This is a genomic window from Thiomonas sp., from assembly GCF_054608695.1.
On sequence record NZ_JBTRXV010000069.1, the window covers coordinates 1 to 23,195 of the forward strand.

Genomic DNA, 23,195 nt, shown 5'->3' on the forward strand with positions numbered 1-23,195 from the left:
TCGATCACGCGCACGGGCATGGCTTGCTCGCGCGCCTGGGCTCGACTGACGCCGGCGGGACTGATGACGCTGAGGTACGAACCGTCTTCGAGCAGCATCTGCACCGGCAGTTGCCGGGTGTCCGAGCTGCGCCACAGCAAGTCCGCCTGCTTCTGGTTGTTGCCTTCGAGCGCGACGCGGTCGCCGGGCGCCAGCAGCAGTTCTCCAGCGCCTCGACCATGCGCTCCGCGGGCAAGATGCAGCCGTCCGCCAGATGCGCCACGGCGCTCAAGCGGCGCATCTTCTCCGCGCGCCGGGTGTTCCAGCCCGCGGCTTGACGGCCCAAGGAGGCGGATACAGGCGCGGATTCCAAAAGTTGGAGCCTGTAAAATACAAAAAAGATGATTCTGCATTCTTTGTGGAAATTTTTGTATCCGCAATACGGGGTTTTCCAGGACACAACAGGCTGCGTCTTGCCTTCATGATGGGCGATCCCGCTAGCATTCACACCCATGGACAAGAGCATTTCCCTCGCTGATCGCCTGCGCGAGTCCATCGAAGAGGACATCGCCACCGGGAAACTGCCGTCCGGCGCGCCCCTGGACGAAGCCGATCTGACGCAGCGCTTCGGGGTGTCGCGCACGCCGGTGCGAGAGGCACTGATGCGGTTGGCATCGGCCGGCATGGTCGACATCCGGCACCGGCGCGGCGCGACCGTGGCCCAAATCTCCCCACAGCGCCTGATCGAGATGTTCGAGGTCATGGCCGAGCTTGAGGCCCTGTGCGGCCGGCATGCCGCACGGCGCATGCAGAGGCCGAGGAACTGGCCGCGCTGGAAGCCGCGCACCGGGCCTGCGAGGCCGCGCGCAACGCCGGCGACGCCGATGCCTACTACCACCTCAACGAAACCTTCCATCACCAGATCTATGCCGGCAGCCACAGCGGCTTCCTGTGCGAACAGGCCACGACGCTGCATCGCAGGCTGCGCCCCTACCGGCGGCTGCAATTGCGCGTCAAGGGCCGGCTGCAGGCCTCCTACAGCGAGCACCAGGCCGTCGTCGACGCCATCCAGGCCGGCGACGGCGAGCGCGCCGCGCAGGCCCTGCTCAGGCATGTCATGGTCCAGGGCGAGCGCTTCGCCGACCTGATGGCCGCGCTCTCGCAACTGCGGACCACAACGGCAGAAGCCTGATGTCGACCGCTGCACCAAGCGCGCTGCCCTGTGGCGCAAATTTCCCAACATGGGGCGTTTGGCACCAAAATGGAAGCTGCATGTGTACACGCTTCTCCATGCTTCATTCCCTCGCATGCGCCACGACAAGCACAGGGGCTTGGGCATGGAAGTTGCGTTTGACGAACCGCGCCTTGAAGTCGGAAGAACCCGCGCACTTTTTATGTAATACACCCGAGCAGCTCGAACAAAAGCCCGAACGGCAAAGCCTATGACCTGGTCCATCCTGGCGCGCGACGACGACGGCACATTCGGTGTCGCGGTCGCCAGCCGCTTCTTTGCCGTCGGCGGGCTCTGCGTCCATACGCGAAGCCAAGTTGGTGCCTTGTCGACACAGGCGCTGATGAATCCGCTCTATGGCCCCGCCGGCCTCGACGCGCTTGCCGCGGGCTGCAATCCGGAGGAATTGGTCGCGGCGCTGACTGGCGCCGATGCGGGTCGCGGCCATCGCCAGCTGCACGTGCTACCGGCCTCGGGCAGGGGCGCCGCCCACACCGGCGCCTCGTGCATCGGATGGTGCGGCCATGCGGTGTACGACGACTTCAGCGTCGCCGGCAATATGCTGGCCGGTCCGCAGGTGATCGAAGCCACCGCGCAGGCCTTCGTCGCAACCAAGGGGCAAGCGCTCGCCGAGCGGTTGATTGCCGCCATGGCGGCCGGTGAAGCGGCGGGCGGCGACAAGCGCGGCAAGCAGGCGGCCGCGCTGCGCATCCACGGCCGCGAGGACTACCCGCTGCTGGACCTGCGCGTCGACGACCATGCGGAACCCATCGCGGAACTGCGGCGCCTGTATGCCAAGAGTCTGGAACGCTACCAGCCCTTCCTGGCCTGCCTGCCGAAGCGGGACGATCCTGTCGGCCTGACCGACCGCAGCGAGATCGAAGCGCGCATCGCCCGATTCCAGGCCTTGAGGCGCCAGGACACGCCATGACGGCCCTGCTCGAGGTCCAGGACCTGCGCACCCACTTCGCCACCGAAGACGGCGAATTTCCGGCCGTCGACGGCATGAGTTTTTCGCTCGAGGCCGGCCGCACGCTCGCCATCGTCGGCGAATCCGGCAGCGGCAAGAGCGTGACCTCCTTGTCCATCATGGGCCTGGTGCCTCATCCACCCGGGCGCATCGTGGGCGGCTCCATCCGCTTCGAGGGCCGCGAACTTCTGGGCCTGCCGAAAGCCGAGATGCAAAACTTGCGCGGCAACGGCATGGCCATGATTTTCCAGGAGCCGATGTCCTCGCTGAACCCGGCGTACACCATCGGCAACCAGATCGTCGAGGGCCTTTTGCGCCATCGGCGCATCGGCCGCGCGCAAGCCGCCGAGCGCGCCATGGCGATGCTCAGGCGCGTGCGCATTCCGGCCCCCGAGCAGCGCTTCCACGAATATCCCCACAGGCTGTCCGGCGGCATGCGCCAGCGCGTCATGATTGCCATGGCCCTCGCCTGCGAGCCGCGCCTGCTGATCGCCGACGAGCCAACCACGGCGCTGGACGTGACGATCCAGGCGCAGATCCTCGACTTGATGCGCACGCTGCAGGAAGAAACCGGCACGGCCATCGTCCTCATCACCCATGACCTGGGCGTGGTCGCCGAAGTGGCGGACGCGGTGGTGGTGATGTATGCCGGCCGGGTGGTCGAGCGGGCGCCGGTTCAGACCCTGTTCGATGAGCCGCAGCATCCCTACACCATCGGCCTGCTGGGTTCCATACCCAGGCTGGATGACGCGCAAACACGCCTCGCGTCCATCGCCGGCCAGGTGCCCAACCCCCTGCGCCTGCCCTCGGGCTGCAGCTTTGCCGACCGCTGTCCGTTTGCCGACGCACAATGCCATGCCGCTGCGCCTACACTTAGAAACGTGGGTGAAAACCATGTCTCGGCATGCTGGAAGGCCCCTCTCGATCCGCAAGCCCTGTTTGAAAAAACACCGTCCATGGACTTCGCCACCCGGCCGGGCGTGCCCGCATGAACAAGCCCATGCCAGCGCATCCATTCGCGACATCCCCGCTGCTGCGCGTTGAAGGGCTGGTCAAGCATTTCCCGGTGAAGCGCGGCATCCTGGGCCGTACCCAGGGCGCCGTGCGCGCGGTCGATGGCGTGGACTTTGCGCTCGCGCCCGGTGAAACCCTGGGCGTCGTCGGCGAATCGGGGTGCGGCAAATCGACGCTCGGGCGGCTGGTTCTTCGCCTCATCGAACCCACCGCAGGGCACATCTGGTTCAACGGCGCCGACCTCGGCGCGCTGGATGCGCAGGCGCTGCGGGCGCAGCGGCGCGCCATGCAGATCATCTTCCAGGACCCCTACTCCTCGCTCAACCCGCGCATGACGGTGGGCCAGACACTCGGCGAGCCGCTGCTCCTCCACGGCCTTGCCGAGGGCCGGCGCCGCGAGCGCGTGGCCGAACTGCTCAAGACCGTGGGGCTGGCGCCGGAACATGCGCTGCGCTATCCGCACGAGTTCTCGGGAGGCCAGCGCCAGCGCATCGGCATCGCGCGCGCCTTGGCCGTCGAACCCAAGCTGGTCGTGTGCGACGAGGCGGTTTCGGCGCTGGACGTGTCCGTACAGGCCCAGGTCGTGAACCTGCTGCAGGACCTCCAGCAGACGTTCGGCCTCGCCTACATTTTCATCGCGCACGACCTCGCCGTCGTCAAGCACATCGCCGACCGGGTCGCGGTGATGTATCTCGGGCGCATCGTCGAAATCGCCGACAAGCGCGCGCTCTACGCCGCGCCGCGCCATCCGTATACCCAGGCCCTGCTGTCGGCCATTCCCTCGCCGCAGCCCCGCACGGCACGGCAACGCATCTCCTTGGCCGGCGATGTGCCGAGCCCGCTCGCACCGCCGCCCGGCTGCCACTTCCACACGCGCTGCCCGCATGCGCGCCCGCTGTGCGCGCAAAGCACGCCTGTTCTCGCTGCGGAGGGCGGGCATGGCGTGGCATGTCATTACTGGCGCGAGATCGAGGTGCCTTTGGCCTTGCGGAAAGGCGCCGGCGGCGCACCGGCAAACCCGCGCCTGGCCAAGCTGCAGTCGGCCTTCGCCGCCCGCACCGGAGCCCCGGCATGAGCAACGCCTGCGACATGCACCGATCGCTGCAGTGCGGTTTCCATCGCCAAACGGGGCAGGCCATTTCCCGTTGGCGTTGTTCCAAATCCGGCCCCGTCTCGAGGACTCGGTCCGGGTCAGGTTGGCGTCCATCGCCAAGGGCATCACAGGTCAGGATTTTTCACACTCACTTTGGGGGATTAACACCATGGATCGACGTTCATTCATCAAGGCATCAAGTCTCACGCTGGCCGGGGCCGTCGGGCATGCGTTGCCCGCTTCAGCCTTGGCCGCGCAGGTTCAGACTCTGCGCGTGGGCCTGGCCGAAGACCCCGACATGCTGGACCCGACACTGGCGCGCACCTTCGTCGGCCGCATCGTGTTTGCGGCTCTGTGCGACAAGCTGTTCGACATCGACGAGAAGCTCAATATCGTGCCGCAGCTTGCGACCAGCTATGCATGGTCGCCCGACAACAAGGCGCTGACGCTGAAGCTGCGCGAAGGCGTCCTGTTCCAAGATGGCGAGAGATTCGACGCAGCGGCGGTGAAATACAACATCGAGCGGCACAAGACCCTCCCGGGGTCGAGCCGCCGCGGTGAGCTTGCACCCGTGGAAAGCGTCGAGGTCATCGATCCCTACACGGCACGACTGAATCTTTCGGCCCCTTTCGCCCCGCTGCTTTCGGTGCTTGCGGACCGTGCCGGCATGATGGTCTCTCCCAAGGCCGCGCAGGCGGAAGGCGAGAACTTCGCCAACAAGCCGGTCAGCTGCGGGCCGTTCAAGTTCGTCGAACGGGTCCCTCAAGGACACATCGTGCTGGAGCGCTTCGCCGAATACTGGAACAAGGACGCGGTTCACTTCGACAAGGTCGTGTACACACCCATCCCCGACTCCGCGGTACGCCTGGCGAACCTGCGCGCGGGCCAGCTCGACTTCATCGAACGCATGGCTTCGTCGGACATCGCCGGGCTGCGCAGGGACAGCCGGTTCAAGACGTCCAGCATCACGGGAATCGGCTACCAGGGCATCACGATGAATGTCGGCAAGAGCGCCCTGGCGCAAAAGAACCCGCTCGGCCGCGACGCCCGTGTGCGCGAGGCCTTCGAGCTGGCCATCGACCGCGAAGGACTGGTTCAGGTCGTGATGAACGGCGAGGCCACCGTGGGCAACCAGTGGGTGCCACCGACCAATCGCTTCTACGCCAAGAATGTCCCCGTGCCCAAGCGCGACGTCGCCAAGGCCAGGGCCTTGCTGAAGGAGGCCGGCGTGCCGAATCCCCGCTTCACCCTGATGACGCCGACAACCTCGGACTCGCAACGACTGGCACAGGCCGTGCAGTCCATGGCGCGGGACGCGGGGTTCGACGTGAAGATCCAATCGACCGAGTTCGCGACCTCGCTCAATCTGGCCGAGAAAGGGGAATACGAAGCCTATGTCCTGCAGTGGAGCGGGCGCGCCGACCCGGACGGGAATCTGTTCAGTTTCGACGGTTGCAAACAGCCGCTGAACTACAGCGGTTACTGCGTGCCGGCCGTGGACACGCTCCTGAACAAATCGCGCAGCGATCTGCAGACGGCGCAACGCGTGGCCGACTATGAACAAATCGCCGCGCGCGTGCTGAATGACCGCCCCATTCTTTATGTCTATCACGCCCACTGGCTGTGGGGCTACACGCGCAAGCTCACCGGCGTGCGCGACATCCCCGACGGCCTGCTCCGGGTGACCGGGCTGAAGATGGCCTGAAGCCATGGGCCGCGCCCGTCAAGGGCGCGGCCATCGACATGCTCGAATTTCTCCTCAAGCGGCTGGCCTCGATCGTGCCGACCCTGGTGTTCGTCTCGATCCTGATCTTCGGCCTGCAGCAGCTCCTGCCAGGCGATCCGGCACTGATCCTGGCCGGTGAGGAGCAGGACCCGACGGTCGTTGCCTACCTGCACAAGAAGCTGCACCTGGACCAACCCCTGCCGGTGCGCTACGGCTATTGGGTGCGCGACGTGCTGCATGGCGACCTCGGCGAATCGATGCGCCTGCAGCAGCCCGTGTCGGCACTCATCGCCCAGAAGCTTCCGGTCACCATCGAGCTGTCGCTGCTGGCCATGGCGGTGGCCCTGCTCGTCAGCATCCCTGCCGGCATCGTCGCCGCCGTGGGGCGCGGCACGGCCTGGGATTACGCCGCCAACGCCTTCGCGCTGTGGGGCTTGTCGACGCCGAATTTCTGGCTCGGCATCCTGATGATCCTGCTGTTCTCCGTGCAGCTGGGCTGGTTCCCGGCGTCCGGCTACGTCAGTCCGTTCGTGAACCTTCGCGCCAACCTGCTGGGCATGGCCATGCCGGCCTTCGTGCTGGGCAATTCGATCGCGGCGGTGCTCATGCGCCACACCCGCAGCGCCATGCTGGAGGTGCTCAGCGCCGACTATGTGCGAACCGCACGCGCCAAGGGCCTGAGCGAACCCGTGGTCGTGCTCAAGCACGCCTTTCGCAATGCGCTGACGCCCATCATCACCCTGGGCGCCCTCGAACTCGGCACCCTGCTCTCCGGCGCCGTCCTCACCGAGCAGGTGTTCACGATCCCCGGCTTCGGCAAGCTGATCGTCGATGCCGTGGCCAACCGCGACTTTGCCGTCGTGCAAGGCGTGGTGCTGATCACCGCGCTCGCCTACATCGTGCTGAACCTGCTGGCCGACCTGGCCTCCTTCCTCATCAACCCACGCCTGCGCCGCTAGCCATGTCCGCAGTCCTCCCTGCCGTTGCCGCGTCCCAACCCGTCCTGGAGGCTGGCCCCTGGCGCCGGGGCTGGCGCCGTCTCTACCGCCGGCGCGCGGCACTCGCGGGGCTCGTTGTCGTCGTGTTGTTTGTGCTGATGGCGGTCTTTGCGCCCTGGGTTTCCCCGTTCGACCCGCTGGCCACCAACTGGAGCGCGATCCGCCAGGCGCCTTCGGCGGCGCACTGGTTTGGCACCGATGAACTCGGGCGCGACGTGCTGTCGCGCGTCATCTGGGGCACGCGCGCGTCGCTCTCGGCCGGCGTGGTGTCGGTGTCGATCTCGCTGCTGCTGGGTGTGCCCATCGGCCTGGCCGCCGGCTACCTCGGCGGTTTGACCGACGCCTTGATTTCGCGCATGACCGACGCCTTCCTGTCCTGCCCTTTCCTGATCCTGGCGATCGCCCTGGCGGCATTCCTGGGACCCAGCCTCACCAACGCCATGATCGCCATCGGCGTCTCCACGACACCCGTGTTCGTGCGCCTGACGCGTGCCCAGGTCCTCAACGTCAAGGTGGAGGACTACATCGAGGCCGCGCGGGCGGTCGGCAACTCGCCCCTGCGCATCGCCTGGCGCCACGTCATGCCCAACGTCCTCGCGCCGCTGATCGTCCAGGCCACGCTGGCCATCGCTGCCGCGGTGATCGCCGAGGCGAGTCTGTCGTTTCTCGGCCTGGGCCAGCAGCCCCCGGCACCGAGCTGGGGCAGCATGCTCAATACGGCCAAGGACTACATCGACAACGCCCCCTGGATGGGTATTTGGCCGGGCGCGGCGATCTTTCTCCTGGTGTTGTCGTTCAATCTGCTCGGCGATGGCTTGCGCGACGCCCTCGACCCCCGGCAGCGCTGAATCTCCGCATCCTTTGCAGTTCAACCTCGACGCGAATCCCGACCATGCAATTCGACTGGCATAACCCCTACCCCACCGTGCGCAGCCCGCTGATGGCGCGCAACGTCGTCGCCACGTCGCAGCCGCTGGCCGCGCAGGCCGGGCTGCGCATGCTGCTCAAGGGCGGCAACGCGGTGGATGCGGCGCTTGCCGCGGCCGCGGCCATGACCATCGTCGAGCCCGTGTCCAACGGCCTGGGCAGCGACCTTTTCGCCATCGTCTGGGACGGCACGCAACTGCTCGGCCTCAACGCCTCGGGCGTGGCGCCGCAGGCGTGGAATCCGGACTACTTCGCCCGCAAACACGGCGGCGCTCTGCCGGTGCGGGGCTGGGATGCGGTCACGACGCCGGGCGCGGTGGCGGGCTGGGTGACGCTGTCGCAGCGCCTGGGCAAGCTGCCGTTCGCCGATCTTCTGGAACCCGCCATCGAACTGGCCGAGCGTGGCCATGGGGTGGCCTGCATCGTGGCCGACAAATGGGCGCGGCAGGTTCCGCTGCTGCAGGAGCAGCCCGGCTTCGCCGCGGCCTTCATGCCTTACGGGCGCGCGCCCAGGCCTGGCGAGCGCTTCGTGTTCAGCGACGCCGGCGCGACCCTGCGGCAGATTGCGCTGACGCAGGGGGAGGCGTTCTACCGCGGCGAGATCGCCGAAAAACTGGCCGCGCACGCCAAGAACCATGGCGGGAGCATGAGCCTTGCGGATCTCGCCGCCTACCAGCCGGAGTGGGTGACGCCGATCGCCAAGGACTATGCCGGCCATACCGTGCACGAGATCCCGCCCAATGGCCAGGGCATCGCCGCGCTGATGGCGCTGGGCATCGTCGACAAGCTCGACATCGGCCGCTATCCCGTCGACGGCGTCGAGGCCCAGCACCTGCAGATCGAGGCGATGAAGCTGGCCTTCGCCGACACCTACCGCTGGGTCGGCGACGCGCGTGCGATGACCGAGGTCACGCCGGCCGACCTGCTCAGCGACGGCTACCTCGCCGAGCGCGCCAGGAGCATCGACATGCGGCGCGCCACGGCGTTCCAGCACGGCACCCCGCCGCGCGGCGGCACCATCTACCTGTCGGCGGCCGACGCGGGCGGGATGATGGTCAGCCTGATCCAGTCCAACTACATGGGTTTCGGCAGCGGCGTGGTCGTGCCCGGCACCGGCGTGAGCCTGCAGAACCGCGGCCATGGATTCTCGCTGCAGCCCGGGCACCCCAACCTCGTGCAAGGCGGCAAGCGCCCCTTCCACACCATCATTCCGGGCTTCGTCACCAAGGACGGCAAGCCGCAGATGAGCTTCGGCGTGATGGGCGGCAATATGCAGCCGCAGGGCCACTTGCAGACCCTGGTGCGCATGCTGACCTACGCCCAGCAGCCGCAGGCCGCCTGCGACGCGCCGCGCTGGAAGGTCGGCACGGGACTGTCGATCGACTGCGAGGCGACGATGGCCCGGGACCGCGTCGAAGAATTGCGCGCGATGGGCCACGCGGTCACGGCCGACCCCGATGCCTATATGGACTTCGGCGCGGGACAGTTCATCTGGAAGCTCTCGGACGACCCGCAGGACGGCTACGTCGCCGCGAGCGACTCCAGGCGCGACGGGCAAGCCGTGGGATTCTGACATCCACCCGCGCGAAACGCGGAATGCGACGATGCCGAACGACAACGCGCAGACTATTGATGTTTCCCAAATTCGTGACGGTCCGAACCCCTCCCCACCCCAACCCTCCCCATGCATGGGGAGGGGGCGCCTCCTCCCCCACCGCGTGGGGGAGGTTGGGAGGGGGGAGCTTTGTGCGCCGCTTTGCGTCTGTCGCCCATTCTGAAAATCTCAATAAAAGACAGGCCCGCCCTAGCCCGCGCGGCCGTTGTCCACCCAGGCCCGGCTGAGCCTGGAGATGAGTTCCTGGCGCGTGCGGCGGTACATGGGGCTCTTGGCGCCCTGCGCCCTGCACCGCGCATGCCCGGTTGTGCTCCAGCAGGACGCCCAGCTGCGGGGACGGCGGTTCGAGCCGCGCCAGGTAGTTCCGCAGCGTGCATGGCGTGCGCACGAAGGTTTCCACCATGTCCGGCCACCCGCTGAGTGCCGTGAGCTGGCGGTCCCACAACGTAACCCACAAACCTCCCTCGCAAACTCAGCCGCAACTGCCGAGATAGCCGCAGTTGTCGCAGCGGTCGCAGCCGTCCACGCGGCGCAGGAAGGGGCCGCCGCAGTCGGGACAGATGCGGCCGCCGGGCAGGAGGTCCGGGGCATCGCCGGGGGTTTCGAGGTCGATGCGCCGCGAGTCGGGTGCCTTGGCGCGCTGCGCCAGCGCCGCCAGGGTCTGCTCCCGCCCCTGCTCGTCCAGGAAGCCGCGGCGCATGAGCATTTCCTGCAGCGCATAGGCGATGGCGGCAACCTCGGACTGGTGAAAGCGCGGCGCGCGGCTGCCGTCGGCCTTGATCACCTCGCCGCAGCGCACCGGCCCCTTGTCCCACACCACCTCGCGCATGTTCTGCAAGGACTTGGCCACCGAGCCGCCGGAGCGCGCCACCAGCGACAGCAGGCGCATATTGGAGGCGATCCACTGCTGCCCTTCGTCGCGCTGGCCGGCCGGCATGAAGAACTCGATGGGCCGCTCGATGCGCACCGGCTGGCCGCCGACCACGCCCTCCACCTCGGCGAAGGAAATCGACAGGTACACGGTCTTGCGCCCTTCCGGCGTCATATAGCTGACCTTGCCGGTGACGGCCTGCAGGTCGCCCTGCGGCCGGCCCTCGATGCGGCGCGTGAGCGGGTCGATGTCGGGCGGCAGGCCGGCCACGGCGGGCTGGGCGCTGGGGGCGGCCTGCAGCACTGCGCCCAGCACGGTGTTGGGACGGTAGGTGGCCACGCCCTTGAGGCCGGATTTCCAGGCCTCGAGATAGAGGTCCTTGAATTCGGCGAAGGGGTAGTCGGCCGGCACGTTGACCGTCTTGCTGATGCTGGTGTCGATGAAGGGCTGCACGGCGGCGAGCATGCGCATGTGGTCCTGCGCCGACATGTCCAGCGCGGTGACGAACTGCGGCGGCAGCGCGTTCACGTCGCCGCCCTGCTCGCGGTACAGGCGCCAGGCGTGGTCGGCCACCTCGTACTCACGCGTGGTGTCGTCGGCCATGCGCTTCTTGCGCGTGTAGACCCAGCAGAACGCCGGTTCGATGCCATTGCTGGCGTTGTCGGCGAAGGCCAGGCTGATGGTGCCGGTGGGCGCCACGGCCAGCAGGTGCGAGTTGCGCAGGCCGTGCTCGGCAATGGCTTCGCGCAACGGAGCAGGCAGGCGGCGGGCGAAGCTGCCGGCGAGGAATTTGCCGGCGTCGAACAGCGGGAAGGCGCCCTTCTCGCGCGCCAGTTGCACGGATGTCTCGTAGGCGGCGTCGCGCAGCACGCGGGCCATCTCGGCGGCGAAGTCGCGCGCGGGCTGGGTGTCGTAGCGCAGGCCCAGCATCACGCAGGCGTCGCCCAGGCCGAGGAAGCCCAGCCCCACGCGGCGCTTGTTGCGCGCCTCTTCCTGCTGCTCGGGCAGCGGCCAGTAGGCGGCGTCGAGCACGTCGTCGAGCATGCGCACGGCGGCAGCCGCCACGGCGCGGAAACCGTCGAAGTCGAAGCCTGCCTGCGGCTTGAACGGCTGCCGCACGAAGCGCGTGAGGTCGATGGAGCCGAGGCAGCAGCAGCCGTAATCGGGCAGGAACTCCTCGGCGCAAGGGTTGGTGGCCTCGAAGGTCTCGCAGTAATACAGGTTGTTCTCGCGGTTGGCGGTGTCGAGGAACAGGATGCCGGGCTCGGCGTGGTCGTAGGTGGACAGCATGATCTGGTCCCACAGATCGCGCGCCGGCACGGAGCGGTAAATCCACTGGCCATCGGCCCGCTGGTGTGCGCCCTGCGCCAGTTGGTCATCGCCCGGGCGTGCCATGTGCACGAGGTCCACCATGGCGTTGCCCTCCACCGCCTGCATGAAGGCATCGCTCACGCCAACCGAGAGGTTGAAGTTCTTGAACGCGCCGGCGTCCTTGGCGTGAATGAAGGCTTCGATGTCCGGGTGGTCGATGCGCAGCACACCCATTTGCGCACCACGCCTGCTGCCGGCGGATTCCACCGTCTCGCACGAGGCGTCGAACACGCGCATGAACGACAGCGGCCCGCTGGCGCGGCTGCGCGTGCCGCCCACATGCGCGCCCGCCGGGCGGATGCGCGAGAAGTCGTAGCCCACGCCGCCGCCGCGCCGCATGGTTTCCGCCGCCTGCGCCAAGGCCTTGTAGATGCCGGGCTTGCCGTCCACCGCGTCGGACACCGAATCGCCCACCGGCTGCACGAAACAGTTGATGAGCGTGGCCTGAATGTCGGTGCCCGCAGCCGAGAGGATGCGCCCCGCCGGCACGAAACCCGCATGCAGCGCCTGCAAAAACACGCTCTCCCAGCGCGCCGGCTCGGCCTCGGCACGAGCCAGGGCGCGAGCCACGCGCTGCTGCACGTCGGCGATGGTGCGTTCCTCGCCCTTGGCGTATTTCTCCGCCAGCACGTCGAGGCTGATGTCTTGTGGCTGCATGGAAACTCCTGAAACCTGGGCCCGCGCCCATTGGGGGTTATAGCGCGTCGTCGGGGTCGTCGAGGTTGACGGGGTCAGTGGCATCCTCTGCCGGCAGGCCCAGCAAAGCCTGGGTCTGGTCGGCGGGAAGCGCTTCGACCGACTTGAGCTGCCGGGTCATGGCGCGGGTGCGGGTTTCGGCGGCGCCGATGGTGTTGCTCGCTTCGTCCAGCTTTTTCCGGGTCTTGGCCAGCACATCGCCGAACTTGCCGAATTCGGTCTTCACCGCGCCCAGCACCTTCCAGACCTCGGTGGAACGCTGCTCCAGCGCCAGGGTGCGAAAACCCATGTGCAGGCTGTTGAGCAGGGCCAGCAGCGTGGTGGGCCCGGCGAGCATGACGCGATGTTCGCGTTGCAGCGCCTCCACCAGACCGGGGCGGCGCAGCGCCTCGGCGTACAGGCCTTCGGTGGGCAGGAACAGGATGCCGAAGTCGCTGGTGTGCGGCGCGGCAATGTATTTGCTCTGGATGGTCTTGGCCTCGTCGCGCAGGCGCAACTCCAGCGCCTTGGAGGCCGCGTCCGCGGCGGGCTTGTCGGCACGCTCCTGGGCGTCGAGCAGGCGTTCGTAGTCCTCGCGCGGAAACTTGGCGTCGATGGGCAGCCACAGCGGGCCGTCGCCCTTGCCCGGCAGGCGAATGGCGTATTCCACCCGTGCGCCGGAGCCAGGTACGGTTTCGACGTTGACGCCATATTGCTCGGGCGTGAACACCTGCTCGATCAAACCAGCCAACTGAATTTCACCGAACACACCGCGCGACTTGACGTTGCTGAACACGCGCTGCAAGTCGCCGACACCCTGCGCGAGTTTTTGCATTTCGCCCAGGCCACGATGCACCAACTCCAGCCGCTCGGCCACCTGCTTGAAGCTCTCGCCCAGGCGTTGCTCCAGCGTGGCGTGGAGCTTTTCGTCCACCGTGACGCGCATCTGCTCCAGCTTTTTCTCGTTGTCGGCCTGCAGTTCGCGCAGGCGCAGCTCCACCGTGCCACGCATCTCGTTCAGGCCTTTATCGGTGGTCTGGCGCAGTTCGGTGAGACGCAGCTCGGTGGCTTCGCGCATGGCCGTCTGCCCCTGCTCGGCGCTCTGGCGCGATTCGACCAGGCGCTGGTCGGTCGTGTTGCGCAAGGCATCGAGGTGCTGCACGAGTTGCGACTGCAGGGTCTGGATGGTCTGGGTGCTGGTCTGCGTGAGCTGCCCCACCTGCTGCACGAGTGTGTCGCCCACGGCCTTTTGCAGGCTTTGCAATTGCAGGTTCACGGCGTCGAGCTGGGCGTTTTGCGTGCGCGTGCTCTCGCCCTGCTGGTTGAGCAGCATTTGCTGGAACTGCGCAAGCTGCCCCGCCTGCTCGGTGCGCAGGCTTTGGCCGCTGGCCTGCACCGCGCCGCGCAGTTCGCGCTCCAGGCGTTCGAGCTGGGGGGCGATGTCGGCGGCGAGCGTTTGCCGCAGGCCCGCCAGCGCCCGCATGCGCGCAAGCCAGCCCAGCAGCAGGCTGAGCACCAGCAGCACGGCGATGACGAGCAGCAGGACGAGTTCGAAGGACATGGGTGGTTTCAGCGGAAAATCAAACGCGAACGGGGGTGAGGGGCGGCTGCCCGCGCAACACGGCAGCGAGGTTGTCCACCGCGAGCTGCACCATGGCGCGGCGGGTGGGCACGGAGGCGCTGGCGATGTGCGGCGTGAGCACCACGCGCGGCGCGGCGAGCAAGGCCGGGTTGACGGTGGGCTCGCCCTCGAACACGTCGAGTCCGGCCGCGCCAAGATGGCCGCTGTGCAGGGCAGCGGCCAGCGCGGCCTCGTCGATGACGCCGCCACGGGCGACGTTCACCAGCGTGGCGCCGGGCCGCACCAGCGCCAGTTCGCGGGCGCCGATGAGGTGGTAGGCCGCCGGGCTGTAGGGCAGCGCCAGCAATACATGCTGGCTTTGACGCAGCAGGTCGTCGAGGCTGCGGTATTCGGCGCGGCAGGCCTGCTCGACTCCGGCGTCAAGCCGGCTGCGGTTGTGATAGAGCACGCGCATGTCGAAGCCGCATGCGGCGCGGCGGGCGATGGCCTGGCCGATGCGCCCCATGCCGACGATGCCCAGCACGGCGCCGTGCACGTCGGCACCGGCGAACAGGTCGTAGCGCCATTTGTTCCAGCGGCCTTCGCGCAAATAGCGTTCGGCCTCGCTCATCTGCCGTGCGGCGGCGAGCAGCAGGGCGAAGCCGAAATCGGCGGTGGTCTCGGTGAGCACGTCGGGCGTGTGGGTGACGACCACGCCGCGCGCCGCGCAGGCCGCGAGGTCGATGTGGTCGACCCCGACGGTCATGGTGCTCACCACGCGCAGAAGCGGGCAGGCTTCGAGCAGCTGCGCGTCGATGCGCTCGCTGTTGGTGATGAAGGCGCCGTGCTTGTCGCGCAGCCGCTCCCGAAGCCGTTCGGGGGTCTGGATGGCGTCGTCCGGCGTGGCCTCGACCTCGGCGACCCGCGCCAGCTGCGTGACGATGTCCGGAAACACCGCGCGCGCCACCAGCACGCGCGGACGCTGCATTTCGGTTGTGAGAGCACTCATCGGAAGAACACCAGATCGAGGATGGCGAAGGCGGGCAGCAACACCGCGAACGACCAGCCCATATAGCCGAAGAACGAGGGCATGCGCACGCCGCGATGCTCGGCGATGGCCTTGACCATGAAGTTGGGCGCATTGCCGATGTAGGTCACCGCGCCCATGAACACGGCGCCGGCCGAGATGGCGACCAGCGTGGTGGCCTGCGCCATGAGGTGGGCCGCGTCGCCGCCGGCCAGATTGAAGAACACCAGATAGGTCGGCGCGTTGTCCAGGAACGCGGACAGCAGGCCGGTGAGCCAGAAATACGCGGCGCTGACGGGCTGGCCTTGCGCATCGCTGGTCAGGCGCACCAGCCCGGCCAGCGCCCCATCGCTTCCGGCGCGCAGGATGGCGATGACCGGGATGATGGTGAGGAAGATGCCCAGGAACAGCTTGCCCACCTCGATCATCGGCCCCCAGTTGAAGTGGTTTTCCTCGCGCGCCTCCCGCGGTGTGGTGCGCAGGGACAGCAGCGCCACGACAACCAGCGCCGCATCGCGCGCGAGGTTCTGCGGCTCCAGCTCCTGGCCCAGCACATGCACGGTCAAGCCGGGTTTCCAGATGCCGCTGTGCAGCACCGCGGCGACGATGGCCGCCAGCCACAGCACGTTCCAGGCGCCGATGATGCGGATGGGGCTGTCGGGCGAGGGATCGACGGGTTTGCGCTCGTCCTCGCGCCGCCAGTACCAGCGGTCGAGCAGATAGAACACCGCCAGCAGCAGCGCGCAGAGCAAGGCGGTGGGCGCGAACAGGTGGCGCAGGGTCCAGAAGAAATCCACGCCCTTGAGAAAGCCGAGAAACAAGGGCGGATCGCCCAGCGGCGTGAGCGCCCCGCCCGCGTTGGCCACCAGGAAGATGAAGAACACCAGCACGTGGGCGTTGTGGCGGCGGGCGTCGTTGGCGCGGATGACCGGGCGCACCATCAGCATGGCCGCGCCCGTGGTGCCCATGACGCTGGCCAGCGCGGTGCCGATGGCCAGCAGCGCGGTGTTCTGCGCCGGGCTGCCGTGCAGATTGCCGCGCACCGCGATGCCGCCGCTGACGGTGTAGAGCGCGGTGAGCAGCAACACGAAAGGCAGGTACTCCTGCAGCAGCGTGTGCAGGACCGCGTCGGCGGCGACGCCGGCGCCGTAGGTGGCGGAAAACGGCAGCAGGAACAGCAGCGCCCAGCCGCCGGCGATCTTGCCTTGATGGTGGTGCCACAGCCCGGGCGCGAACAGCGGCAGCAAGGCGATGGACAGCAGCATGGCCGCGAAGGGCAGGCCCCACCACAGGCTCAGCGAGGCGGCGTCGGCCCCGTGCGCGGCGGTCGCGGCGGCCTGCGACAGGCCCGGCACGAGCAGCAGCGCACCAGGAAGGCCCAGCCGCAAACGCCGATCAAGCCGCATCGACGATCACCACGTGCACGCGGTACGGCCCGTGGGCGCCCAGCACGATGGTCTGCTCGATGTCCCCGGTGCGCGACGGCCCGGACACGATGTTGAGCGCGCGCGGCACGGCCCCGCGCTCGGCCCTCAGCAGCGCGAAGGCGTCTTCCAGCGTGGGCAGGACGCGGCTGCGCGGAACCAGCGCGACGTGGGTTTCCGGCAGCAGGTGCACCGAAGCCGGGGTCTGCGGGCCCGAAGCCAGCACCAGGGAGCCGGTTTCGGCCACGGCGCAGAAGCAGGCGGTGATGCCCACGGCGTCCGCGTCGTGCGCGCGCCGCGACTGCGCCGCCAGCCCCGCCTCGGCCCAGGGCAGATGGCCCAGCTCGGGCCAGACCGCCGCAGCCAGGGGCAGCGCGCCGGCCCGCAGATAGGCCGCCACCGCGGCCGGCGCCGTCGCCCAGCCGGCCACATGCTCCAGCGTGGTCTGCAGCGCCTGGGCCTGTTGCGCGAAACGCTGCGCCATGTCGCTGCCGAGCGCGGGCTGGGGACCGCGCAGGTGGTTGGCGATGTCGGCCTCGGCGGCGCGGTGCTCGGCGGGCTTGAGCCGCGCATCGCGCCGCTGGCGGGTGCGGATGCGGTCGAGGACGGCTTGTCGTGCGGTGGCGGTCTCCATGGGTCTGATGATAGGAGTTCGGATGGCCTGCGCGCCTCGGCCCGGCACGAAACAGGCCTCAGCCGCCTTCGGGCTCGGCCTCGGGCAGCACCGCCTGGGGCGGGATGTCGAACACCTCGCGCAGGTAGGCGATGTAGGCCGGGTCCAGCACCTGGTTCTTGCCGGGCGAATCGCTGATCTTGGCCACCGGCTGGCCATTGCAGCGCACCATCTTGATGACCATCTGCGCCGGCGCATGGCCCAGGTCGTGGGTCAGGTGCGTGCCGATGCCGAAGGCCAGCTGGGCGCGGCCGTGGAAGAGCCGATACAGCTCGATCACACGGTCGACGGTCAGCGCGTCGCTGAACACCAGCGTTTTGGTGCGCGGGTCGATGCGGTGCTGCTGGTAGTGCGCGATGAGCGCCTCGCCCCAGGCCACCGGGTCGCCCGAGTCGTGCCGGGCGCCGTCGAACAGCTTGCAGAAGTACAGATCGAAGTCGCGCAGGAAGGCCTGCAGGCCGTAGACGTCCGACAGCGCGATGCCGAGGTCGCCGCGGTATTCCTGCGCCCAGGTTTCAAGGGCGAAGGTCTGGCTGTCGCGCAGGCGCGGGCCCAGCGCCTGGCAGGCCTGGAGGTACTCGTGCGCCATGGTGCCCAGCGGCGTGAGCCCGTGGCGCATGGCGTACATCACATTGCTGGTGCCCGCCAGCTGCGCGCCGAGGCCGCTTTTGAGCGTGCGCAGCACCTCGTCGTGCCAGTGTTTCGAATAGCGCCGGCGCGTGCCGTAGTCGGCGATGCGCACGCCCTCCAGGCCGGGCTGCTGCAGCGCGGCCGCCTTGTCCTGCAGGCGCTTGCGGCCAAGATCGAGATCCGGCACGGGCACGGCGTGGCGAAAGTACACCTCGTTGACGATGGCCAGCAGCGGCACCTCGAACAGGATGGTGTGCAGCCAGGGGCCCTGGATGCGCAGGTCGATGCCGCCGGTCTCGCGCCCCGCCACGTCGCGTGCCGGCGCCAGAACGATGGCCTTGCGGTTGAGCTGGAACAAGCCGAGGAAGTCGATGAAATCGCTCTTGATGAAGCGCAGGCCGCGCAGGTAATCCAGTTCGTCCGCGCGAAATCGCAGGCCGCACAGATGGGCGATTTCGCGCTCGATGGCGTCGATGTGCCGCGCCAGGTCCAGCCCCGGCGTGCGGCAGGTGAAGCGGTATTCCACCTGGGCCGCCGGAAAGTGATGCAGCGCCACCTGCATCATGGTGAACTTGTACAGGTCGGTGTCGAGCAGCGAGTCGATGATCATGGCTGCGGGCGCGGCGCCTCGGGCTGCCGGGGCGCGCGGCCCGGCTCCGGCTCGCGCGCATCCACTTCGGCGGTTCGGGCCATGCCGGCCGGCACCTGGCGCTGGTGGTTCAACCCCTTGCGCCCGAGCGCGGCGGTCCATAGCAGGCGCAGTTGCGCGCGTTCGCGCTGCCGAGCCGCCGCGCCGCACGGCAGCTTCCTGGCACGCTCGAGCACGTTCAGCGGTCGCCCCGCGCCGGGCAGGTGATCGAACGCGCCGTCCTGGACGGCCTGGGCGATGCGGGCCGCGCCGATCCACGCCAGCGCGTTCATGCCAGGAATCTCGCGAATTCGGCCACCGGAACACGCTCGGTCGCCAAGGTGTTTTCAATCGCCGCCGGATCCGCCCAGCCCAGCGACATGCCGCACACCACCTGCTGCTGCAGACCCAGGCCCAGTTCGTCCTCGATGATGCGATGGAACTGGCAGAACGCCGCCTGCGGGCAGGTGTCGAGCCCGCGTGCCCGCGCCGCGACCATGATGTTCTGCAGGAACATGCCGTAGTCCAGCCAACTGCCCAGCTCCATGATGCGGTCGATGGTGAAGATCAGACCCACGGGGGCATCGAAGAACAGGTAGTTGCGCCGGTGCTGGGCGTGCATCGCCGCCTTGTCGCCCTTGGCGATGCCGAGCAGACCGTACAAGTCCCAGCCGACCTTGCGGCGGCGGTCGATGTAGGGCGACTTCCATTCGCGCGGGTAGTAGGCGTATTCCTCGGTGTGCTGCGCTTCCTGCGCGGGGTCGTCGTAGGCGGCGGCGAGGCGCGCGCTCAGACGCTGGCGCGCCGCGCCGGTGAGCACGTGCACTTGCCAGGGCTGGGTGTTGGTGCCGGAGGGCGCGCGCGCGGAGACTTGCAAGATGGCTTCGATCGTTGCGCGCGACACCGGCGTGGGCAGGAAGCGGCGGATGGAGCGGCGGCTGGTGATGGCGGCGTCCACCGCGGCCGCGCCAGGGAACTCCGTGGCATCGGCATCCGCGTCGGCCGTCGTGGGCATGCTGGGCTTGATCATGCGGAAAAGTGTATTGCCCGGCCGGGGAATGTGCCGCCGCGCTGCAAGCGCCACCGACCCAGCGCTTGCGGGCACGTAGTCGCTCGCATGTTGCGGCGCGACAGTGCAATCTCCCGGTTTTCTCATGCCCAAGCGTAAAAACCGCTTCCGAAAACATGGAATTGCCACCCAATCGAAAGACGCAAACTCTTGTTTTATATGGATTTTTTATGATACACCGACTTTTTGTTGCAACGCAACAAAAAAGGGCTTGACAAGCCAATTCCGCGGCCTAGAATTGTCCTTGTGCGCTGCACCAATATGCATGCCGGGAGCAGAGGCCAGTGTCATGAAAATGACTTGGCACCCAGTCAGAATCGTGCATGCTGTCCTGTTAACTTTGGAAGTCTAGGAGCCCATGATGATGACCCCCGAACAAATGATCGCCGCGCAAAAGTCCCAACTCGAAGCCATGTTTGCCCTGACCGGCAAGGCTGTCGATGGCTTGGAGAAAATGGTTGAGCTGAATATGCAAACCATGAAAACCGCCATGCACGAAACCTCCGAGGCCGCCATGGCCGCCTTGTCCGTGAAAGACATTCAGGAACTGGTCGCGATGCAGCCGGGCATGGCCCAGCCCATGGCCGAGAAGATGTTGTCCTACTCGCATCACCTGTATGAAATTGCCTCGGGCACGCAGGCTGAATTCGCCAAGGCCATCGAAGCCAACGCCGCTGAAGTGCACAAGAAAATGCAGGCGATGGTCGACACGGCCGTGAAGAACGCCCCTGCCGGCACCGAAACCGCCGTGGCCATGATGAAAAGCGCCATGAGCGCCGCCAACAGCGCCTACGACACCGTGCAAAAAGCCAGCAAGCAGGCTGCCGAAGTGGTGGAAGCCAACTTCAACACCGTGACCAACACGGCGATGAAGGCCGCCCAAACCAGCTCACGCGGCAAGCGCGCAGCCTGAGCCGCACCGACCATCGAACGCTCGGGGTTGGCGCTCAACATCGCCGCCCCGGGATGAAAGAGATTCAAGAGGGGTGGCGCTGCGCTGGCTCGGATGTTTTCAACCGCGCAGTCAACCTGACCACGCAGAATTCAGTCGTTGAACCGTTTGTCTCCTCGGTACTTCCAAGTACCTTTTAAGCCGGTCGTTCTGACCGGCTTTTTTTTATGGGCGCGAGGACGCAACCGGCTGTCCGCTCGATCCCGAGGCAAGCATGACAATAGCGTGGACTGCTCCGCAACCTGGCCTTGAAGGACACCATGATCGAGCCCCTGCTATTGACCACGGCCCGCGTTTCCACGTTCGACAACGATCGGGCGCTGACTGGCGCGAGCGGCTTCCTGTTCGAGCGCGACAACCACCTGTTTCTGGTCACCAGCCGCCATGTGGTGATCGACAAGCCGAGCAAACATTTCCCCAATCGCATCGAGATCGAACTGCATACCGATGCAGACAACCTCACGCGTTCGACGGCGCTCTCGGTGCTGCTCTACCGCGACGGCAAGTCCGTCTGGCGCCAGGGGCGCGATGCCGCCGGTGAAATCGACGTGGCGGTGATCGAACTCGACCGCTCGGCCCTGCCAGAGTCTGTTGTGCTGCGCTGCTTCACGCCCGAACATCTGCCCAGCTCGCTCGAAGCCGTGGAGGTGGGAACCTCGCTGCTGATCGTGGGTTTCCCCCTGGGCTTTCACGACACGCTGCATCACCTGCCCGTTGTGCGCCAGGCGGTGATTGCCTCCTCCTTCGGCATGCGCTTCCAGGGCCAAGGCTATTTCCTCACCGATGGGCGCACGCACCGCGGCACCAGCGGCGCGCCCGTGGTGATGCGCAACACGGACGGCGACGCCGAGCTGCCGTGGATCCTTCTGGGCGTGCACTCCATGCGCATCGACATGCGCGGACGCGATTTGCAACTCGACGAGTCGCTCGGCTTGAACTGCGCCTGGTACGCCGACATCCTGCTGACGCTCACCGCACCTGAAGCGCAAGACCACTCGCCCGACGACGAAGGCACGAGCGCAGCGGTCGACGCGAACTTGGCCACGGGTGGGACTTGATACCAGCCAGCCGCAAGCGCCCGGCTACGGCTGAGACCTGGCTCAGGTCATGCAGGAGGTGGCCTCATCACGCCGCCTGCTGCGTGCGGCTGTCGAGTTCCGTGAGCAGCGCCAGCATGGCCTCGGTCAAGGGCATGGCGATGCCGGCGCGCCGGGCCAGTTCCACCGGGGCGCCGAGCAGGGGCTGCACTTCCAGCGGCCGGCCGCGCTCCAGGTCTTGCAGGGTGGAGGGCTTGACCGGACCGATGCCGCGGCCGATGGCAATGCGCTTCTCGGCATCCACCTGCGGGTCGCAGCCATAGGCGCGGGTGAGCGCGATCAGCTCCTGCATGACGCCACGCACCAGGTCGAGCAGGCCAGGGTTGGCGCAGATCTGGTCCATGCGCGCGCGGGTGAGCGCGGCCACCGGGTTGAACGAGGCGTTGCCGATGAGCTTCATCCAGATGGCGTCGCGAATGCGCGCGGTGGGTTTGGGGTCGCATCCGGCTTCGCGCAACGCGGCGGCGAGCGCTTCCACGCGCGGACTCAAACCCGCCGTCCCCTGCGCTGGATGGGCAGGCTCGCCGATGACGTAACGGTACTGGCCGTTGGCCTTGATGACACCCGGCGCCGTGACCTCGGACGCGCTATGCACCACGCAGCCGACGATGTGCGCGAGGTCGAGCGCGCCGGCCATGCTGCCGTCCGGGTCGAGGCAGGCGATGCGCGCAGCGCTGCCGTCGGCCGCCAGCGCCTGCGGGCTGGTGTCGCCGTGGAAATACCACCAGGGCAGACCGTTGATCGCCGGCAGCACCACGGTGCCCTGCTGCAGCATGCTGCCAAGGCGTGGCAGCAGCGGGGCCATCTGGTGGGCCTTCATGCCCAGCACGATCAAGTCTTGCGGGCCGAAATCTTCGGGTCGGTCGCTGGCTTGCAGCTGCGCCGTCTCGTCGCCAGCGGGGTCTTGCAAACGCAGACCCCGGGCGCGTATGGCCTGCAGATGCGCGCCGCGCGCGACCACACCCACCGCATGCCCGGCCCGCGCCAGCTTCACCGCAAGGCTGCCGCCCACCGCTCCCGCTCCCACCACCACAACCCGCATCGCCATGCTCCCGTCACGCGCTTTCGCCTGTTCGTGCATCCATTCGTCCCGGGACCCAATCCGTCGCCGGTTGGTTCTGCCGTCCTGCCGCATGGTAGGAGTTGCCGCCCCGGTTTGCCGACTCCTTGCCATGGTTGCACTACCCCATAGGGCGCGGCGATGGACGCAAAGTTTTTCCATCACCACGGCCCCGGGCACGGAAAAAATACCGCACTGGCCCGAGCAGGAGATACGAGAACGCCCAATCATGGATTGGCGGCGGTGCGTTCTCGATTCATTCCTTCTCGCAAACGGTAGGTTTCGCGGGCTTCGGGGTTGCGCCACCACGACGGAGCGGGGGTACGTTCCCGCCGCGACCGTCCCGATGGAGGTGAGCGCGCCGATGGTGGCGTTGATACTGTAGGCTGAGACGTTGTTGCTGCCATAGTCCTGGTCAGGCCGGGCTGACAAACCCGCAGCGCGCTGCTAGTCTTACCGGCACAACAACATCCCTCTAGGAGACAAGCATGTCGGCAGCCCCCATGGCCGCGAGCGGCCCCAGCGCGTTCGAGTCCGCCACCTACACCAAGGTGGGCTGGCGGCTCATACCCTTCCTGATGCTGTGCTATTTCGTGGCCTATCT

The 23,195-nt window shown here is 67.4% G+C and carries 18 protein-coding genes and 2 pseudogenes; 10 read left to right on the plus strand and 10 right to left on the minus strand.

Annotated elements, in window-relative coordinates; translation table 11 throughout:
* Window positions 1–125 precede the first annotated feature (125 nt).
* Window positions 126–280: pseudogene (locus ACYCUK_RS17715) on the minus strand (malonate decarboxylase subunit alpha); the annotation flags it as partial.
* Window positions 281–491: 211 nt separating this feature from the next.
* Here ACYCUK_RS17715 and ACYCUK_RS17720 point away from each other — a divergent pair.
* The 8 genes and pseudogenes from ACYCUK_RS17720 (at window position 492) to ACYCUK_RS17755 (ending at window position 9,511) form a co-directional block, all read left to right on the plus strand.
* Window positions 492–1,171 (plus strand): annotated as a pseudogene (locus tag ACYCUK_RS17720) (GntR family transcriptional regulator).
* A gap of 250 nt (window positions 1,172–1,421) precedes the next feature.
* Window positions 1,422–2,141: a DUF1028 domain-containing protein gene (locus ACYCUK_RS17725; protein WP_461595993.1), complete on the plus strand. Its 720-nt coding sequence runs from the start codon at window positions 1,422–1,424 to the stop codon at window positions 2,139–2,141.
* On the plus strand, window positions 2,138–3,172 hold the full coding sequence (locus tag ACYCUK_RS17730) for an ABC transporter ATP-binding protein (RefSeq protein ID WP_461595994.1): 1,035 nt from the start codon (window positions 2,138–2,140) through the stop codon (window positions 3,170–3,172). The genes ACYCUK_RS17725 and ACYCUK_RS17730 overlap by 4 nt, the downstream gene beginning before the upstream one ends.
* Window positions 3,169–4,269, plus strand: coding sequence for an ABC transporter ATP-binding protein (locus tag ACYCUK_RS17735; RefSeq protein ID WP_461595995.1), 1,101 nt, complete (start codon window positions 3,169–3,171; stop codon window positions 4,267–4,269). The genes ACYCUK_RS17730 and ACYCUK_RS17735 overlap by 4 nt, the downstream gene beginning before the upstream one ends.
* A gap of 187 nt (window positions 4,270–4,456) precedes the next feature.
* Window positions 4,457–5,992 carry an ABC transporter substrate-binding protein gene (locus ACYCUK_RS17740; RefSeq protein ID WP_461595996.1) on the plus strand — a complete coding sequence of 512 codons (1,536 nt, stop codon included), beginning with the start codon at window positions 4,457–4,459 and terminating at the stop codon, window positions 5,990–5,992.
* Between the two features lie 38 nt (window positions 5,993–6,030).
* Window positions 6,031–6,972: an ABC transporter permease gene (locus ACYCUK_RS17745; protein ID WP_461595997.1), complete on the plus strand. Its 942-nt coding sequence runs from the start codon at window positions 6,031–6,033 to the stop codon at window positions 6,970–6,972.
* A 2-nt stretch (window positions 6,973–6,974) separates the two neighbouring features.
* Window positions 6,975–7,859, plus strand: a complete 885-nt coding sequence (locus ACYCUK_RS17750; protein ID WP_461595998.1) for an ABC transporter permease — start codon at window positions 6,975–6,977, stop codon at window positions 7,857–7,859.
* A 44-nt stretch (window positions 7,860–7,903) separates the two neighbouring features.
* A complete protein-coding gene (locus ACYCUK_RS17755; protein WP_461595999.1) occupies window positions 7,904–9,511 on the plus strand; it encodes a gamma-glutamyltransferase family protein in 1,608 nt (535 codons plus the stop codon).
* Between the two features lie 514 nt (window positions 9,512–10,025).
* On the opposite strand, the gene ACYCUK_RS17760 is transcribed toward ACYCUK_RS17755, so the two are convergent.
* Genes ACYCUK_RS17760 through ACYCUK_RS17795 form a run of 8 tightly spaced genes read right to left on the minus strand, consistent with a single transcriptional unit; the run spans window position 10,026 to window position 19,428 of the window.
* Window positions 10,026–12,452, minus strand: a complete 2,427-nt coding sequence (locus tag ACYCUK_RS17760) for an adenosylcobalamin-dependent ribonucleoside-diphosphate reductase (RefSeq protein ID WP_461596000.1) — start codon at window positions 12,450–12,452, stop codon at window positions 10,026–10,028.
* A 37-nt stretch (window positions 12,453–12,489) separates the two neighbouring features.
* A complete protein-coding gene (locus ACYCUK_RS17765; protein ID WP_461596001.1) occupies window positions 12,490–14,031 on the minus strand; it encodes a DNA recombination protein RmuC in 1,542 nt (513 codons plus the stop codon).
* 19 nt (window positions 14,032–14,050) lie between these two features.
* On the minus strand, window positions 14,051–15,019 hold the full coding sequence (locus tag ACYCUK_RS17770) for a 2-hydroxyacid dehydrogenase (RefSeq protein ID WP_461596009.1): 969 nt from the start codon (window positions 15,017–15,019) through the stop codon (window positions 14,051–14,053).
* Between the two features lie 17 nt (window positions 15,020–15,036).
* On the minus strand, window positions 15,037–16,464 hold the full coding sequence (locus ACYCUK_RS17775) for a sodium:proton antiporter (protein WP_461596002.1): 1,428 nt from the start codon (window positions 16,462–16,464) through the stop codon (window positions 15,037–15,039).
* On the minus strand, window positions 16,454–17,116 hold the full coding sequence (locus ACYCUK_RS17780; protein ID WP_461596003.1) for a LutC/YkgG family protein: 663 nt from the start codon (window positions 17,114–17,116) through the stop codon (window positions 16,454–16,456). Before ACYCUK_RS17780 ends, ACYCUK_RS17775 begins: the two co-directional genes overlap by 11 nt.
* A 58-nt stretch (window positions 17,117–17,174) precedes the next feature.
* On the minus strand, window positions 17,175–18,395 hold the full coding sequence (gene pncB / locus ACYCUK_RS17785; RefSeq protein ID WP_461596004.1) for a nicotinate phosphoribosyltransferase: 1,221 nt from the start codon (window positions 18,393–18,395) through the stop codon (window positions 17,175–17,177).
* Window positions 18,392–18,706, minus strand: a complete 315-nt coding sequence (locus tag ACYCUK_RS17790; RefSeq protein ID WP_461596005.1) for a DnaJ family domain-containing protein — start codon at window positions 18,704–18,706, stop codon at window positions 18,392–18,394. Before ACYCUK_RS17790 ends, pncB begins: the two co-directional genes overlap by 4 nt.
* Window positions 18,703–19,428, minus strand: a complete 726-nt coding sequence (locus ACYCUK_RS17795; RefSeq protein ID WP_461596010.1) for a nitroreductase — start codon at window positions 19,426–19,428, stop codon at window positions 18,703–18,705. The genes ACYCUK_RS17790 and ACYCUK_RS17795 overlap by 4 nt, the downstream gene beginning before the upstream one ends.
* Window positions 19,429–19,843: 415 nt before the next feature.
* Here ACYCUK_RS17795 and phaP point away from each other — a divergent pair, with 415 nt between their 5' ends.
* Both phaP and ACYCUK_RS17805 read left to right on the plus strand, forming a co-directional pair.
* Window positions 19,844–20,395: a TIGR01841 family phasin gene (gene phaP, locus ACYCUK_RS17800; protein ID WP_461596006.1), complete on the plus strand. Its 552-nt coding sequence runs from the start codon at window positions 19,844–19,846 to the stop codon at window positions 20,393–20,395.
* A gap of 299 nt (window positions 20,396–20,694) precedes the next feature.
* A complete protein-coding gene (locus tag ACYCUK_RS17805; RefSeq protein WP_461596007.1) occupies window positions 20,695–21,492 on the plus strand; it encodes a S1 family peptidase in 798 nt (265 codons plus the stop codon).
* A 67-nt stretch (window positions 21,493–21,559) separates the two neighbouring features.
* On the opposite strand, the gene ACYCUK_RS17810 is transcribed toward ACYCUK_RS17805, so the two are convergent.
* The gene (locus ACYCUK_RS17810; RefSeq protein ID WP_461596008.1) at window positions 21,560–22,612 is read right to left on the minus strand and encodes a ketopantoate reductase family protein; all 1,053 of its coding nucleotides are present in this window, start codon (window positions 22,610–22,612) and stop codon (window positions 21,560–21,562) included.
* Window positions 22,613–23,195: the final 583 nt, after the last annotated feature.